This window comes from uncultured Shewanella sp. (genome assembly GCF_947501665.1).
Taxonomy (GTDB): domain Bacteria; phylum Pseudomonadota; class Gammaproteobacteria; order Enterobacterales; family Shewanellaceae; genus Shewanella.
This window is the reverse complement of record NZ_CANMWS010000017.1, coordinates 104,579-118,579: the sequence shown is the minus strand read 5'-3', so window position 1 is coordinate 118,579 and position 14,001 is coordinate 104,579. Positions and strand designations below refer to the sequence as shown.

General features: G+C 38.5%; 18 protein-coding genes and 1 pseudogene. 1 reads left to right on the top strand and 18 read right to left on the bottom strand.

The window, feature by feature from the left end:
* Window positions 1–76: 76 nt before the first annotated feature.
* From Q0976_RS14495 to Q0976_RS14410, 18 genes and pseudogenes are all read right to left on the bottom strand, one after another.
* The gene (locus tag Q0976_RS14495) at window positions 77–781 is read right to left on the bottom strand and encodes a DUF4937 domain-containing protein (protein WP_299494567.1); all 705 of its coding nucleotides are present in this window, start codon (window positions 779–781) and stop codon (window positions 77–79) included.
* A gap of 63 nt (window positions 782–844) precedes the next feature.
* Entirely contained in the window at window positions 845–1,342 is a 498-nt protein-coding gene (locus tag Q0976_RS14490) for a DUF952 domain-containing protein (RefSeq protein WP_299494566.1), read from the bottom strand.
* A gap of 57 nt (window positions 1,343–1,399) precedes the next feature.
* Window positions 1,400–1,831, bottom strand: coding sequence for a GFA family protein (locus Q0976_RS14485; protein WP_299494565.1), 432 nt, complete (start codon window positions 1,829–1,831; stop codon window positions 1,400–1,402).
* Window position 1,832: 1 nt separating this feature from the next.
* A pseudogene (locus Q0976_RS14480) lies at window positions 1,833–2,048 on the bottom strand (cupin domain-containing protein); the annotation flags it as partial.
* Window positions 2,049–2,063: 15 nt separating this feature from the next.
* Window positions 2,064–2,321 (bottom strand): hypothetical protein, encoded by a 258-nt coding sequence (locus Q0976_RS14475; protein WP_299494564.1) that lies wholly within the window; start codon window positions 2,319–2,321, stop codon window positions 2,064–2,066.
* An 86-nt stretch (window positions 2,322–2,407) separates the two neighbouring features.
* The gene (locus Q0976_RS14470) at window positions 2,408–2,854 is read right to left on the bottom strand and encodes a GNAT family N-acetyltransferase (protein ID WP_299494596.1); all 447 of its coding nucleotides are present in this window, start codon (window positions 2,852–2,854) and stop codon (window positions 2,408–2,410) included.
* A 265-nt stretch (window positions 2,855–3,119) separates the two neighbouring features.
* Window positions 3,120–3,734, bottom strand: coding sequence for a LysE family translocator (locus tag Q0976_RS14465; protein ID WP_299494563.1), 615 nt, complete (start codon window positions 3,732–3,734; stop codon window positions 3,120–3,122).
* Window positions 3,735–3,813: 79 nt separating this feature from the next.
* The gene (locus Q0976_RS14460; protein WP_299494562.1) at window positions 3,814–4,212 is read right to left on the bottom strand and encodes a GNAT family N-acetyltransferase; all 399 of its coding nucleotides are present in this window, start codon (window positions 4,210–4,212) and stop codon (window positions 3,814–3,816) included.
* Between the two features lie 72 nt (window positions 4,213–4,284).
* Window positions 4,285–4,740 carry a PaaI family thioesterase gene (locus Q0976_RS14455; RefSeq protein WP_299494561.1) on the bottom strand — a complete coding sequence of 152 codons (456 nt, stop codon included), beginning with the start codon at window positions 4,738–4,740 and terminating at the stop codon, window positions 4,285–4,287.
* 213 nt (window positions 4,741–4,953) lie between these two features.
* Entirely contained in the window at window positions 4,954–6,339 is a 1,386-nt protein-coding gene (locus Q0976_RS14450; RefSeq protein ID WP_299494560.1) for a DEAD/DEAH box helicase, read from the bottom strand.
* A gap of 118 nt (window positions 6,340–6,457) precedes the next feature.
* Window positions 6,458–6,814, bottom strand: a complete 357-nt coding sequence (locus Q0976_RS14445; RefSeq protein WP_299494559.1) for an aldehyde-activating protein — start codon at window positions 6,812–6,814, stop codon at window positions 6,458–6,460.
* Between the two features lie 168 nt (window positions 6,815–6,982).
* Entirely contained in the window at window positions 6,983–7,339 is a 357-nt protein-coding gene (locus tag Q0976_RS14440) for a VOC family protein (RefSeq protein ID WP_299494558.1), read from the bottom strand.
* Window positions 7,340–7,646: 307 nt separating this feature from the next.
* Window positions 7,647–8,195: an alpha/beta hydrolase gene (locus Q0976_RS14435; protein WP_299494557.1), complete on the bottom strand. Its 549-nt coding sequence runs from the start codon at window positions 8,193–8,195 to the stop codon at window positions 7,647–7,649.
* 44 nt (window positions 8,196–8,239) lie between these two features.
* Window positions 8,240–8,905, bottom strand: coding sequence for a hypothetical protein (locus Q0976_RS14430; protein ID WP_299494556.1), 666 nt, complete (start codon window positions 8,903–8,905; stop codon window positions 8,240–8,242).
* 288 nt (window positions 8,906–9,193) lie between these two features.
* On the bottom strand, window positions 9,194–9,592 hold the full coding sequence (locus tag Q0976_RS14425; RefSeq protein WP_299494555.1) for a hypothetical protein: 399 nt from the start codon (window positions 9,590–9,592) through the stop codon (window positions 9,194–9,196).
* Window positions 9,593–9,985: 393 nt separating this feature from the next.
* The gene (locus tag Q0976_RS14420; protein ID WP_299494554.1) at window positions 9,986–10,474 is read right to left on the bottom strand and encodes a GNAT family N-acetyltransferase; all 489 of its coding nucleotides are present in this window, start codon (window positions 10,472–10,474) and stop codon (window positions 9,986–9,988) included.
* A gap of 133 nt (window positions 10,475–10,607) precedes the next feature.
* Window positions 10,608–10,847, bottom strand: a complete 240-nt coding sequence (locus Q0976_RS14415) for a DUF1059 domain-containing protein (protein WP_299494553.1) — start codon at window positions 10,845–10,847, stop codon at window positions 10,608–10,610.
* Between the two features lie 199 nt (window positions 10,848–11,046).
* Complete coding sequence (locus tag Q0976_RS14410) at window positions 11,047–12,318, bottom strand: MFS transporter (RefSeq protein ID WP_299494552.1); 1,272 nt, start codon at window positions 12,316–12,318, stop codon at window positions 11,047–11,049.
* A gap of 428 nt (window positions 12,319–12,746) precedes the next feature.
* Between Q0976_RS14410 and Q0976_RS14405 the strand changes: the two genes are divergently transcribed.
* Window positions 12,747–13,994 (top strand): cytochrome P450, encoded by a 1,248-nt coding sequence (locus Q0976_RS14405; RefSeq protein ID WP_299494551.1) that lies wholly within the window; start codon window positions 12,747–12,749, stop codon window positions 13,992–13,994.
* The last annotated feature ends 7 nt before the right edge of the window (window positions 13,995–14,001 follow it).

Genomic DNA, 14,001 nt, shown 5'->3' with positions numbered 1-14,001 from the left:
TGGCATCTTGAAGTATAAGAAAATATCAAAGCGTGCACGTTGAATCACTCCTTTTGATCGCTCTGAAACAAGTCTTTCAAATATCGCTAAATCTATATCCATTTAGGATAGACCAATTAGGCTCAATGACAATTTGATAGCCAGTCAGTTTGTCGATGTAAGACGATAAATTAACTTGGCTTTTCGCTGTTTGGAATGCGTCAGTCATATACGTTTGATGACTCGCTTTATTTTGCCAAAAAGAGATCACCAAAAAGCGATTGTCCTGTTTAATAAATCGCGCAACGGCACCACCGATCATACCATCACAAGCCTGCATTGCTGGATCCCAGACGTGTGTTTGATCGTGAAAAAAGGTTTGCTCGGCAAGTCCAGTATCATCGACTTTAAGGCTGCAATCGGCGATGCGAATAAAACCTATATCATTGACATCCATTTCCTTGATGGATGACGTAAGCAGTGCTCCAAATCGCAACTCGCTTTGTAAATAATGCACAGTACAAGACTCGTAAGTTCGTGCTTGATTATTATTATCCGCAATGTCGTCATGTTTAGTCGCCATAAAATCATCAATGGCAGACATATCACGCCAAAACGCCAACAACATGGCTTGGGACGTGATATGATCTACTTCACTCTGCTCATTTTTAATCTTGCACCAACCGCCTAATTGCCCTTCAAAACCTGAGCATTGCGCGGTTTCATGCCAAGTTTCTTGAGCAGTCGAAAATGCCTGTTCTTTACCCGTCTTGGGCAATACCTCTATCCATTTTATCATCATGTTACATCCCTTTATTGCGGTCTTTTACACACTGACACTTTAACAACATTAATTAAGCAACCATTAAGTTAACCGAAAATAGTCACCTTGAGCATTAATCTTAAGCTGACTTATCTTTACAATCGCGTCACGATTAAGGCCTCCATATAAATGCGGATAACGCTCAGGACTTTCTATAAGCTGAAGGCTCTCTATAGGCTGAAGGCTCTCTATGGGCTCAGCGCTCTCTATTGGCTTAAGGCGGTTGCTATCGATTGGCTCAAGGCTAGCATCTGGTTTAAGGCTTAAGCCCACAGGCGGTTCATCCACTACCTTGGCTGTGAGCTTAATGGGATCGATTTCAATTAAATAAAGTGTCACCTCTTGCAGCACTTCGCTTGTCGTCAGCTCACCTTCCTCGACCAAAGTAGGGACAAAAAATTGCTGAATAATAAAAGTTAATTGTGCTTCATAGGCTAAATGAATAAAGCCATCAACGGCTAATGAGCTAGGCTGGTAAACCGGACTCTTTTTCAATAGCGCCAGCTCTTCTTTTTGAATTAAATGGTAAAGCATTTTCATAAAAAATCGTCTTCTTCGTTGTCTAAAAGCCAATAAAATAATGCTTCAACAAAAACATTAACCCATAAAGGCTTTTAGGTGCTGCTTACCCACATCGGCAATATGATCCCAAGGTGCTTTTGAATCTACCCAAATATGATGGGCAACACTTAATAACTCGGCTCCCTCAGTCAATAACCCCGCGGGAATATACATGCGCTCATCATCATTCATTCCAGGTAGGTTTGAGCCACAGGTTGGACAGAATGATGTTTCCCAATCATGATCGGGTTTACGCCAGGTGTTAATCGAACTTTCACCTTTTAACCAACTAAAATCCTGTTTATTGACCACAATCACCGCAATACCATTCGTCCCAGTAGCTTGTCGACAAATAGAACAATGGCAAATATAGATATCCGACGTTGATGTCGTCACCTCAAACATGACTCCCGTACAATTACACGCACCTTTAATCACTCTTTTCAGTTTTTTCTCATCTTGTACCATCTTATTTCTCCTTATTATTTGGATACAAAACACTGTGCTCTGTCGGCTGTGGGGTAATGGTCATGACTTTTAGGCCTTTGGGGGACTCAAATCGATGCCAAATACCTTGCGGCACCACCATCATTTGCCCGCTTAACAGTGAATGGCGCTGCTCTTTACCATCAAGCAATAAAATTAAGCAGGTTTCCCCTTCTAGCACATGGACAAATTCATCCCCAAGTGGATGTCTCTCTCATTCACTAAAACCTGAATAATGCGTCACATAAACCCCACCATCACGATATTCAGATAATAATGCCGATGCGCCTTGCATGGCTTCATCAGAGGTTTCAAGAGTTCTGCCGTTAAAAAAACGTACCTTTGAAAAGGCATCGGCAATCGTCACTGGGGTTGGAGTTAGCGCGGGCTTTGTGACAGTTGATCTTGCTCGCTCTGTTTCTTTTTCTGTTTCTATTAGCAATGCGCCTGAAACTGAAGGCTGTGTAGACATGACAAACGACTCCATTCAAATATTAATACTAAGTACTCTTGATTGTTAACCTTCTCTTATCGCTGAGTTTATCGTTAAACCTAACGCTACCGCGCAGAGGCAGTTGCCTCATCATAATGCTTCAGCATAAAAAATCGCTCAGGGCTTTTTGCAAATCCTGGGACGGTACCGACGATCTCAAAGCCCATTTTTTGATAAAAGATCGGCGCTTGAAACGATAAGGTATCCAATTGGGCGGCCAAACACCCCCGTTGTTTTGCTTCACTTTCAGCCTGTATCATTAACTCAGTTCCAAGCCCTGAGCCTCTGTACGCTTCATCCACCCACACCACAGTTATAAGAAAGTTTTGATAAATTGTTACACCCGACACACCGCCAATCAACTTGTCATCACTATCTCGTGCCACCACCATTAGAGGCCTGCTTTTTTCATCACCCATATGCTCGACATTAAATTGCCTAAGGCCACGAATAAGCTCATTCAAAATAGCCTGATTTTTCTCATGACTACCTTCATGATTTTCTTCATAAATAACCTCTATGACAGTGTTATCGACTGGAGTTGTAAGCCTATTTATCTGCTGATTCTCTGACGGGACTGCCTGTTTTTGTTTTTCTACTACTTGTACATGCATGGTTTCATCCATTATTACGTCCTCCTTTTTTATTATTTAACCTGATGTGATGCTCTCCTCCCTCAATACAGCATCACATCAGGTTATTTATACACGCAATAAACAGTTAAACGGTCATATGCGGGCTATAATCAATTTTCATCTGGTTATTCACGCCAGTATTTTACCCTTTTACGGCCACCAGCACGCCTGTTGACACCATAATACTGCCCGCAGCTTTATTGATCACATTAGATGCATTGGCGGATTTAAATATGCCTTTGGCTTTAACCGCCATAAACGCATAGCCTAAGTTAACACTGCCAAACGCCAGAGTTGCCGCTAACATGATAAGTCCCATATCATAAGTCGATACTGTCTCGACATTCACAAACGCAGGGAAAAATCCGACATAAAATAAAATCGCTTTAGGGTTACCTAAAGTCACTAATAATCCTGCCATAAAGCTCGCGCCTAATGATGATTGAACACTGGCTTCAATCTCCATTTTTGTCCCCGATGATTTAAGTAATTTGTACCCCAGCCACATCAAATACACTGCACTTAGGTACTTTATAACGATAAACGCCGCGCCCATGATTTCTGATAAAGCCGATAAACCAAATAGTGCTAACACAATAAAAAAATAATCCGCTAACAACATACCCATTGTCATATACACTCCCCGTAAAAAACCTGAAGAGAAAGAGCGAGCAATAATCGCAAAGACACCAGGCCCAGGCACAATCGCCAGCAATAACATGGCGCTGATTAACGTCAATAAACTGATAGTAGACATGAACAGTATTCCTTTTTACATCTTATAACATTGATAATATAGGAGATAATTTAAAGGGTCATTAACAAAAAATTCGAATCTACAATTTAATGAGATACATGCCTTCGCTCTCAGGACGGCTTAATTGAAAACCAAATTTTTTATAGAGCGCTGGCACATCCGCCATCAGTGTAATATAAGCACTGGGCAAGGCTTCGCGATCAAGATAATCCATAATTGATTGCATGATCAGCCGCCCTAAACCCTTTCTTTGATGTTCAGGCTCAACAGCAATATCAACAATATCGAAATTTAAGGCACCATCGCCCACCACTCGCCCCATCCCCACAGTAAGACCATTAATCACGATCGTCACGCCAAATAAACTATTAGGCAGTCCTTTTTCAACCGCGTCATAGGCACGCGGGCTTAACCCTGAGACATGTCTTAAACGCATAAAATCATCCACTGAAACCACCTGTTCTAAAACTTGAACCATCTTATTTCCTTATTCAACTTGCTGACAAGACAGCACTCCCATATCAACAACACCACGAGTTAACACCTCGCTTTACTCTCCATGCCTAGGCTTAATTAACATGCAAGTCGCCGTTGCAGTAACCAGTAATTTACCCGATTGGTTTGTTAATGTTCCTTCAGCAATCCCCAAGGATTTTGATAAATTAATCACTTTCCCCTGTGCAATAAGTGGTTCATTTTTGGGTATAGGTCTGATCATTTTAATGTTTAAATCTATCGTGCCATAACCTATCCCCGCCTGTAATGCACTGTGAACAGCACAGCCTGTAGCTGAATCCAGGACCGTTGCGGCAAAGCCACCATGCACGCCACCTAAGGGATTTAAATGGTGATCATCTGCCGTAGCGATAAAGGTCACTTCTCCCTCTAATACTTGCGTAATAATCATTGGAATAGTGACAGCAATCGAGGCTGGTGGGATCTCCCCTAGACGCATCGCTTCTAATAGTTCAAAACCTGTCATTTCTTGAATCTTTTTTGAGTCCATAGTTTTCATATTCCTTTATTACCGCTTTGTTTATTCACGTTAATGTTACCAGCATAAAAACAGTGAATAGACACACAATATTGTCAGCAAAAAAGTTGATATCAAATAGCAATTTTGCATTTTTTTTTATCAGCTCTACTCATTATATCCTGAATATTAAAAATAAAATTACTTTAAAAAATCGCTAATTAATTCATCGGTATTAAGTCTTACTTAACGTTTTTTACCACTTAATGCTCTTCTTCTCGCGCGCTTTTTCTGCGCCGCTTTGGTATTTTTATAGGATACAGGTGCACTTTTAGTGAGATCAGGCTCAAATCCCGTTAACCACTGTTGCGGCAATCTTTTGTCCAATAACGTTTCTATTTGTTCAAGTAAGAGTGCATCATCTTCACTATATAAAGTAATGGCTTTACCGCTGTTACCTGCACGCCCCGTCCGCCCGATACGATGCACATAATCTTCAGCTTTAAAAGGTAATTCATAATTAATCACCCGCTCTAAGCCATTCACATCTAACCCACGCGCTGCCACGTCAGTAGCCACCAATAAAAGGATATCTCTTTGCTTGAATTGATTTAATACTTGCTCTCGCACACTCTGTGATAAATCACCGTGCAATGCGTGTGCTGGCGAACCTTGCTGCTGTAAATACTGTACCAGCTTATCAACGTCTTGCTTCTTTCGACAAAAAACTAATACTTGCTGTTCAGGCTCATTCTCTTTATGACGATTTCCACCAGAAGTAAAACTGGGACTTTGACTCGATGAACTAGGCTTAATCAAATGATTGATCACTGCCATTTTCTTGTCATTATCCACTTGATAAACAATTTGCTCCACGTGAATAGCTGACGTGTTTGTTTCATCCAATTCAATAAGTACTGGCTTATTAAGCCACTTTTGGCTTAATGCAAATACCGTAGAAGTAAAGGTTGCTGAAAACAATAAGGTTTGTCTGCATTGTCGATTGTGACTATCATATTGCTCTTGACTTTTATTTAACAATTTAAAAATATGATTAATTTCGTCTTTAAAACCGAGATCCAACATACGATCTGCTTCATCCAATACTAGAAAAGCCAGATCGTTAAAATGCGCATTACCTCTATTGACATGATCCAGTAAGCGCCCAGGGGTCGCCACAAGAATATCGACCCCCGCCCTCAACCGTTTAGCTTGATTATCAATACTCACCCCACCATAAACACAGGCACTCTTTAAAGCTAATGGGTTTATTTGCGCTAAGCTATCACTTTGGGCCAAGATAGGTATCGATACACCTTGCAATAATGTTTCAACATTCTCATGAACTTGAATGGCCAGCTCTCTAGTAGGGGCTAAAATAAGTGCACTAATAGCATGAGCTTTGACTGGGCAAGCATTATTATCTTGATGAGCTTTTAAAACCAATAACTGAACAATGGGTAAGGTAAAAGCAGCGGTTTTTCCTGTGCCCGTTTGGGCTCTGGCCATCACATCTTGACCAGCCAATATGGCAGGAATGGCCTGCTGTTGAATAGGCGTCGGGCTCACATAACCCAGAGCGGATAAACGATTAACCAGTTCAGGCATTAACCCTATTGATGAAAAAGACATAAAAGACGACCAATAAAAAAGCACTAAAAATGCCGCTTATTCTACCACTAACGATATAGGCTAACGCAATGTAAAGCGGCAAGTTAACCTAAATTCAGATTAATTAAGGCAATCAAGCTTAGAAGCTAGCACCATCAATCCTTCTTACCGCTAGCTGTTGGACGACTTCATTGTCAAATAATCGATAATTCACACCCACTCTGTCCATTTCAGCCTTAGGGCGGCAAGTATAGTGCGTCATACAACCGCATTTTCCACATCGATGAAAGTCAATATACTCATCCCCCCAACGATAGGTTTGTAAGGGTTCCGTTGTCACTGTAACTGAGACTTGAGCTTGTGGATAATATCCCCATAATGCCGCCGTTCTGCGGCAAATAGAGCAATTACAACTGGTGATTGTATCAGGTAGTGTGTCAACTGCCACTTGGACATTACCACAATGACAGGAGGCCGTTAGCCTATTAGTTGACATGTTAATTTCCTTATTCTAAATCCATTTCATAACAGACGAAAAACAACTGTATATAAAAACAGTTATTTAGTCAACAACCTCTTCATTCCGTTACAATGGATGCAACCATAAATGACTCACTTTAATTCGTTAACGCGCTAAATTCCTGATCCCTTGAGCCCAATTTATTTATGTGGCTTGAGCCCATACCGCGAATTCATTGCCGCTTGGCTCAGTAAAATGAAAACGCCTCCCCCCAGGAAATGAAAAGATGGGTTTTATCACTTTTCCGCCTGATTGAATAATTTTATCTTGGGTAGCTTCCAAATCATGACTAAAAAAGACCATTAAAGCACTGCCATTTGACGTTGATGCCGATAAATCTGAATGAAAAAAACCTCCTCTTAAACCCGCATTATCAAAAGCGGTATAATCGGGACCAAAATCTTCAAATGTCCAACCAAAAACCTGAGTAAAAAAGGTTTTCGTCGCTAGTAAGTTTTTCGCTGAAAATTCAATATAATCCATTTTCTCATGTTGACTCATATTTAATCCTTTTATAAAAATGACTCACTAGTACCGATTAACCTTTGTTGAGCCTTTATACATGCCAAAGCTGATCCTGCGTAGTAATGCGCAGCTTGGGTTCCAGACATCCTCTACCTTCTCCATCTGATGTTTACGGATGAACAAATGTCGTGCTCACAGGGATGTGAATGAACGACCTTGGCGTCGTACATCAATAAACAATAACCTTGTAACGATGTAACGATGTAACGATGTAACGATGTAACGATGTAACAATATAAAAAACACCAAAGATCAATTACCCAGAATAAATGAACATTAAAAGTTAGTCGGTAATTGTATTAATAAACACTTCAAAAAGCGCTTTTCCTTCAGGCCAATCACCAATATTAGCATCAGCATTAATATGACCTAATGCACCCACCGGAATTAACTCAGCGCCCCAATGATGAGCAAAAAATTGAGCACGCTCAGGGCGACAATAGGGATCATTACTACTGGCACACATCATACTAACAAAAGGCAATCGGCTAATTGGCGGGGTTTGATAACCGCTGATCGTCGATGGAAAGTCATCTCTTTGTACATCGGGAACGGCGACAAAAAAAACCCCTTTTATCATTGCCGCTTTCTCTGGATAACAATGACTCCACTCTACAACCGTATTTCCACCTAAACTATGAGTAATTAAGATAGTTGTTCCAGATAGGCTGTCTACCAAACGATTGAGGCTCGCTACCCACTTATTCCTATCAGGATAGGCCCAATCTTCTTGTTCCACCCAATAGCTGTCGACAAACTCCTCAAACCAAAACCGTTGCCAATGCCCCGCTAGCGAATTAAGATATCCAGGTACAAATATTATATTCATCATTCGAATTCCTTTAACATCACTCAACAAATACTCAAAAGCAACCTTTATCTCTGAGCAGGTTGAAACGATTGAGAAAACGTTTTAAGGCCTAACCTTAATTTATTATCATCCACCTTAAACCATTGTTCGCCAAACAGAAGGATCCTAGTCTTTTCATTAATAATAATGAACTGATTATTAAGCTCACTCCCAGCTTTTCCTTGTACAAACAAATATTCAGTCCCCCTAAGGCCATTAACCTCCACAGGTTTTTGTGAGATTAATTCAGGATTGCCTTGATATGAACGTAATTGATCAAGATAAATATTTAAAAGCAGCTGAACCGCTTCATCTTCAGTATATGCCCGACTCTGCGGTGAAACTTTATTGATAATCAATACACGGTAAATCGATTTATCCGTTGCTGCGGGACCAAAACTGACATAATCACTCTCTTGACTAAATTGCTCTTTAATGTGCATGTAGCGATATTCGTAGGTATCTTCTAAATGGGGCAATGCAATAGAGAAATCGCCTTCAGGAGCATAATAACGATCATTACGGATCTCTCCATCTGTCCATTTAGGTGCGGGAAATAACCCACCAATAGCCCCTCCTGTTGTTGAGGAGCACCCACTGACTAACACCACAAAAAGCAAAAAGATATAAGAAAACCGCATATTCATCGGTAACAAATTCAAAATTAAACGAAAACCTTGATAAAAAAACATAGAAAATTCTTTTTATTAAAGAAAACATAGGCTTTATAGGACCTTACCAGTCATCAGTTTAGCTCAGGTAAGAGTTCTGGCAACAACTCAAGCGATAGTGCAAGAAATCATTCAGCCATATTTTCTACTCTTGTTGTTGAACAACAAGCACTTATCAACACCACAGAAAGCAAAGTGATATAAGAAAACCGCATATTCATCAGTAACAAATTCAAAATTAAACGAAAACCTTGATAACAAAGTATAGAAAACTCTTTTTATTTTGCTCTTAAAGCAAGGCTTTCTAGATTAAAACGTAAACACAGTAAAATATTTTGACGGTTCAGGTACTTCTTTAGATAAATATTCCCATTGTGCCACGGCCTTAACAGCAGCCAATCCAAACCGAGTTTCAGAAGCATTATAGATTTTAACATTCTGAGGAATTAATAACTTCCCTTTCGAGCCGGGCTTTATTGAAAGTGTAAAAGTTACCACAGCACAACCTGGCGTACGGGGGGGCCTAAAGGCATGTTCAGAACGAGGTGATTTAAAAGAAAGTTCTGGATAGTCTGCCAAAACCTTTAGTATGGGGTGATCGGCTCGAACGGCATTAATATTGTCAATATTTCCACACATTGCTTCTTTGGCTATGGCCTGTAAACTCATTAAAAAAAACAAACAAATAAGGATCAGAAAACATTTCATCTAAGAATACCTATCCCCTTTTTACCCAAACCTAAATTAAATTAAAACATACTCAAAGCGAATATTAGGCTACTTCTTATTTTCCTATATGTTTCACTTGATGGCCTCTTCTCTATTCGAAGTACATCAAGCATCTTCCTTGTAAATAGCCCCTTAATACCTATAAAAACAATCTATTAACGCCAATGTATTAACTTGTACGACCAAATAAATTAACTCCATAATCATACACTTATTCAGCCTCTATCAGCAATCAAACTTAGCTTTTATAAAGTTAATTTTATATTAATCAGGTATCGCTAACATACCAACACTAAGCGACTCAGTCTATTTTAGGGACGGTTTAACCTCCTTTAACCTCACTTTAATCTCATTTTTCTATTACAAGCTAAATTAACAATGCAATAATGCCTTTTCCATGGGCACACATTCCAACTTAACCCCTGAAGGATGTAACCAAAAGCTGGGCTCTTGCGCGATAAAGCCCTGGCTTTCATAAAATGTAACTGCATTGAGCGACGCAGACAATGATAATACTTTAATTCCTGCCTTCATTGCCTGTTTTTGTAACGCAAATGCTAAGGTTTTCCCTATACCTTTGCCATGAACAGTCGGATCGACAAACACAGACTCAAGAGATTGTTTATCGCTATCGATAAAACCAAATCCTAATACCCTACCGTTTTCTTCATATACAATAGCCTTGAGTGTGACCAAAATATGAGAAAAATCCCTTGGCATAGGCGAATGAGCCCAAGCGGTTATTTTATCTTGAGTGTAAAAAGCAGCGCAGCTATTAAAAATGGCTTGCGTTCGAATCGCCCAAATTCTATCAACATCGTGACATGTCGCGAAGCGAATAACATCAGTATCAAGGTCCATGAAAAACGCCTTATGAAAACGACTGATATTGGCTATAAACAACCAATTGATAAAAAGCACTTTATCTTAAATCACAGTCGCAATCCATCATGAATACATCATTTCATCTCATTTCCTATCAAAAACTAATGAGTTAGTCATCTTCCGGTAACTCCTCAAATTGTAGTTTTATCTTATCAAACCAAGCTTGCATATCCGCTGGATTTTGCATAAGCCTTTTAACGTCCTCCATAGCCTTGAGATGGGCAGTATCCTGCTGTTGAAACATCTCCATACCGTGTTGCTTACTCTGGGCCACAAGCTCTTCAAAGGTATTGGCGCTGAAGGTCTTCTCACAGGCCCCGCCTAACTGTTTACAATTCATGGTTTTCATTGGTCATCCTTAATTTATTGACTAAGAATTGCTTTTTATTAAATCACTTTCAATATAACTTATCCTTCTACTCACAAACTCATAAACCTGAATTCGAGATAATGCGTCATATCAAACCATTTTCCTTTAACGAGGAAAAACGACCATAAGTAGTGCGTTTCTCCAGAGTAACAGCCATATACAGACAATTAATAACTGACTAATACATATCTGTAAATTCAACCTCATCTTTATCGATTGTTGCTATTTGCGTTGATATGAAAACTAATAATGTCGTTATAATTAAACTCACACCAGCTAATGAAAATAACGTAATCGTAGATATATATATTAATAAATACCCACTAATCACTGAACTTAAAGGAGCGAGTCCCATTACAATAAACATAACAATACTCATCAAACGACCAAGCATATGAGGGCTTGCTTGTTGCTGTACCCAAGTAATGAGTATAACTTGAGAGTAACCTGTCACTAATCCAATAAGAAATAATAAAACAAAACTAATATACAGTTGGGAATTTAAAGATAAAAAAGTAATGGCAATACCAACGATACAATCTGCAATTAATAATGTAATCCCCATTGATAACCCTCCAACTTTTGAAAACTTCCCCGCTAATACAACCCCCAAAAATATGCCTAATGCTTGGGAAGACATTAAAAAACCTAATGAGTCAGCACTTTCTTTCAATTCATTCTTAATATAAATGGGCAACCCGACTCCAATAGGACCAGTAATAAAAAAGCTCACAATACCAACATAAATAACGATTAACCGTAATGTTTTATGTTGCCAAAAAAAACTAAAGCTTTGTACAAATGATTCCCTCACATTTAAAACTGTTTTTTTAACTTTAGATTTAATAACAATACCGTGAAGAATAATGGCTGAAAATAAGAAACTAAATGCATCTAATATAAAAACGAGGCTTAAAGTACTTGCTGTCACTTTGTCTGTCCCAATAATAAAAGCCGCCGTTAATGGTCCGAGCCAACTAATCACCGTCCGTAAACTTATTCCGATACTATTCGCGGTTTGTAACTGCACTTTAGCCACAATACTCGGTAAAAAAGATGATGCTGCAGGGATCGTAAATGCAGCTGAAACCCCTACTATAAAGATCAATAAAGATAAGATCGTTAAAGTTAACATGTCAAAAAATAATAACATTGACAATATTAAAAGAAGAAAGAAATTAATGTACTTAGCTGAAAGTAATACTTTTTTTTCTGAAAAACGATCAACAACAATACCTCCAAATAGAATAAATAAGGACATAGGTAAACTAAACAAACTCAGTACTAAACCTAAAACCCAACTCTCATCAGTTAAAAATAGCACTAACCAAGGTAACCCAATGATGGTTAATTGATCCCCCCAACCAGAAATAACAGAAGATAAACATAAACGGTGAAATGGTTTATGTTGACTCAATGGAAGGTATCCGTTCTTGTTCATCCCTGTCATGATGCAAAAATAGTCCTATAAAACTTGCTCTAAAAATATTATTTTAAATATTAAAACAGAATACGGTATAAAACTAATGACAACAATAGTCAATATAAAAAATATTATTCAACCATTGACTAAAAAGTAAATATGGCGTTATAGTCAAACCTACTTAGTTTATAATAAGTATTTTTAAACTAAGTAATCTAGATGTATCTTTTAAATAACCACAACTGAAAAGGATATTCTATGAAAAAAGTAAAAGCTGCATTTTTAAGATCTATTGGCCTACGTAAGCAACAAAAAGGCCCTTATCATTGGATTATGTATCACAATGTATAAGTTACTCTTATAAGGTTACAGATTAATATTAATCTTTCTAATGCGGGTACATTTTATATCCCGCATTTTTATAATACTTTATTAAATAATCATTAAAATCACATATGAGTCCAACAGCCAAAAAACCGCCCTTTATTCGAAAGCTACTGCATCGTTGCGAAACAGAAGGCAATATTTTTTTCATTGATCCCCAAAATACAACTCTCGGTATATTTGATCCTACTGTGGCAAAGCAGATTAATTCTGATAACTATAACGATTTAACGATACCTGAAAAACTCAGTGATCAAATTAAAGGTCAAATCGGCTGCCCTTTTTCTTGGGCGACCATCAGAGATGCTTGGCAAAAAGCAATGCAACATCCATTACAAGCTAATGAACTCACCAAGCTGACAGAACATATGAGTCAATTAATAGATAAGCAATTAAGTAAAGAAATAAATCTAGTGAGTTTATCTCAGGAAGTTATTGCACAATCATTACTCCCTATCATTATTACCAATTTATCCAATAAACAAATAAAAAGCCTTCTTCAGGATCAACAAAATAAAATTAAACACTTTACTATTGAAAACCCCCAGCCTGAAACTTTCTGGCAGTCACTCTTAAGCGCGTTTATTCAAATACGCGCAGCAAACAGCGTTCGCCAAGAATTACGAGATAGAAATAAACAAATAAAGCCAAGACAAAACGATCTTCTCGATCCCATCGTTGATATGCTCCCTCACTTAGGTATTGATAGAGCTATTGATGCCGGAACAATGATCTTAACGGCTATTTCTGGCCCACCTGGCGCTGCTGCTTCTTGTTTACTTTACGAGTTATGCGTAAAAGAAAACTGGAAACATAAACTACAGGAAGAATTAACACACATTGAGTTGAGTACCCTGTTAAAATCTCCAACTAAAGCGGCTCCGATCACCTATCGGTTTGTCAAAGAAGTCTTAAGAAAATGGAGCCCGCCAGTTATCACAAATAGAGAAGTTAGGACTGATATCGATATTAACATTGGTAATGAAAAACAGACCCTCAAAGAAGGGCAACAATATGTCTTTAGTGCTTATTTTATCCATCATAATACAGAGTATTGGCCAGAGCCGGATCGTTTCGACCCCGATCGCTGGCTACCAGGGGCTAAAAATGGTCCTCTTAAACGAGGCAGTTACATTCCTTTTGGTTGGTCACCAAAATCCTGTGTTGGACAAACACTCGGCACTTACCAGTTAATTATTTTTACCTATTTAATGTGCACACAATATCATATTCAGATAGATAAACCCGATAATATCGAAATGGTTTTAGCTGCTATGCCATTACCATTACATTTCAATGGTCAAATAAACAAAAGATAAAATAATA

Bases quoted from the DNA above. Each gene is read 5' to 3' on its own strand.
- Q0976_RS14460 (WP_299494562.1), bottom strand. From the start codon at position 4,212: ATGGTTCAAGTTTTAGAACAGGTGGTTTCAGTGGATGATTTTATGCGT.
- Q0976_RS14430 (WP_299494556.1), bottom strand. From the start codon at position 8,905: ATGTTTTTTTATCAAGGTTTTCGTTTAATTTTGAATTTGTTACCGATG.
- Q0976_RS14490 (WP_299494566.1), bottom strand. From the start codon at position 1,342: ATGAAAATGCTTTACCATTTAATTCAAAAAGAAGAGCTGGCGCTATTG.
- Q0976_RS14415 (WP_299494553.1), bottom strand. From the start codon at position 10,847: ATGAAAACCATGAATTGTAAACAGTTAGGCGGGGCCTGTGAGAAGACC.
- Q0976_RS14425 (WP_299494555.1), bottom strand. From the start codon at position 9,592: ATGAAATGTTTTCTGATCCTTATTTGTTTGTTTTTTTTAATGAGTTTA.
- Q0976_RS14450 (WP_299494560.1), bottom strand. From the start codon at position 6,339: ATGTCTTTTTCATCAATAGGGTTAATGCCTGAACTGGTTAATCGTTTA.
- Q0976_RS14440 (WP_299494558.1), bottom strand. From the start codon at position 7,339: ATGAGTCAACATGAGAAAATGGATTATATTGAATTTTCAGCGAAAAAC.
- Q0976_RS14410 (WP_299494552.1), bottom strand. From the start codon at position 12,318: ATGACAGGGATGAACAAGAACGGATACCTTCCATTGAGTCAACATAAA.
- Q0976_RS14495 (WP_299494567.1), bottom strand. From the start codon at position 781: ATGATGATAAAATGGATAGAGGTATTGCCCAAGACGGGTAAAGAACAG.
- Q0976_RS14485 (WP_299494565.1), bottom strand. From the start codon at position 1,831: ATGGTACAAGATGAGAAAAAACTGAAAAGAGTGATTAAAGGTGCGTGT.
- Q0976_RS14465 (WP_299494563.1), bottom strand. From the start codon at position 3,734: ATGTCTACTATCAGTTTATTGACGTTAATCAGCGCCATGTTATTGCTG.
- Q0976_RS14445 (WP_299494559.1), bottom strand. From the start codon at position 6,814: ATGTCAACTAATAGGCTAACGGCCTCCTGTCATTGTGGTAATGTCCAA.
- Q0976_RS14420 (WP_299494554.1), bottom strand. From the start codon at position 10,474: ATGGACCTTGATACTGATGTTATTCGCTTCGCGACATGTCACGATGTT.
- Q0976_RS14405 (WP_299494551.1), top strand. From the start codon at position 12,747: ATGAGTCCAACAGCCAAAAAACCGCCCTTTATTCGAAAGCTACTGCAT.
- Q0976_RS14475 (WP_299494564.1), bottom strand. From the start codon at position 2,321: ATGTCTACACAGCCTTCAGTTTCAGGCGCATTGCTAATAGAAACAGAA.
- Q0976_RS14455 (WP_299494561.1), bottom strand. From the start codon at position 4,740: ATGGACTCAAAAAAGATTCAAGAAATGACAGGTTTTGAACTATTAGAA.
- Q0976_RS14435 (WP_299494557.1), bottom strand. From the start codon at position 8,195: ATGATGAATATAATATTTGTACCTGGATATCTTAATTCGCTAGCGGGG.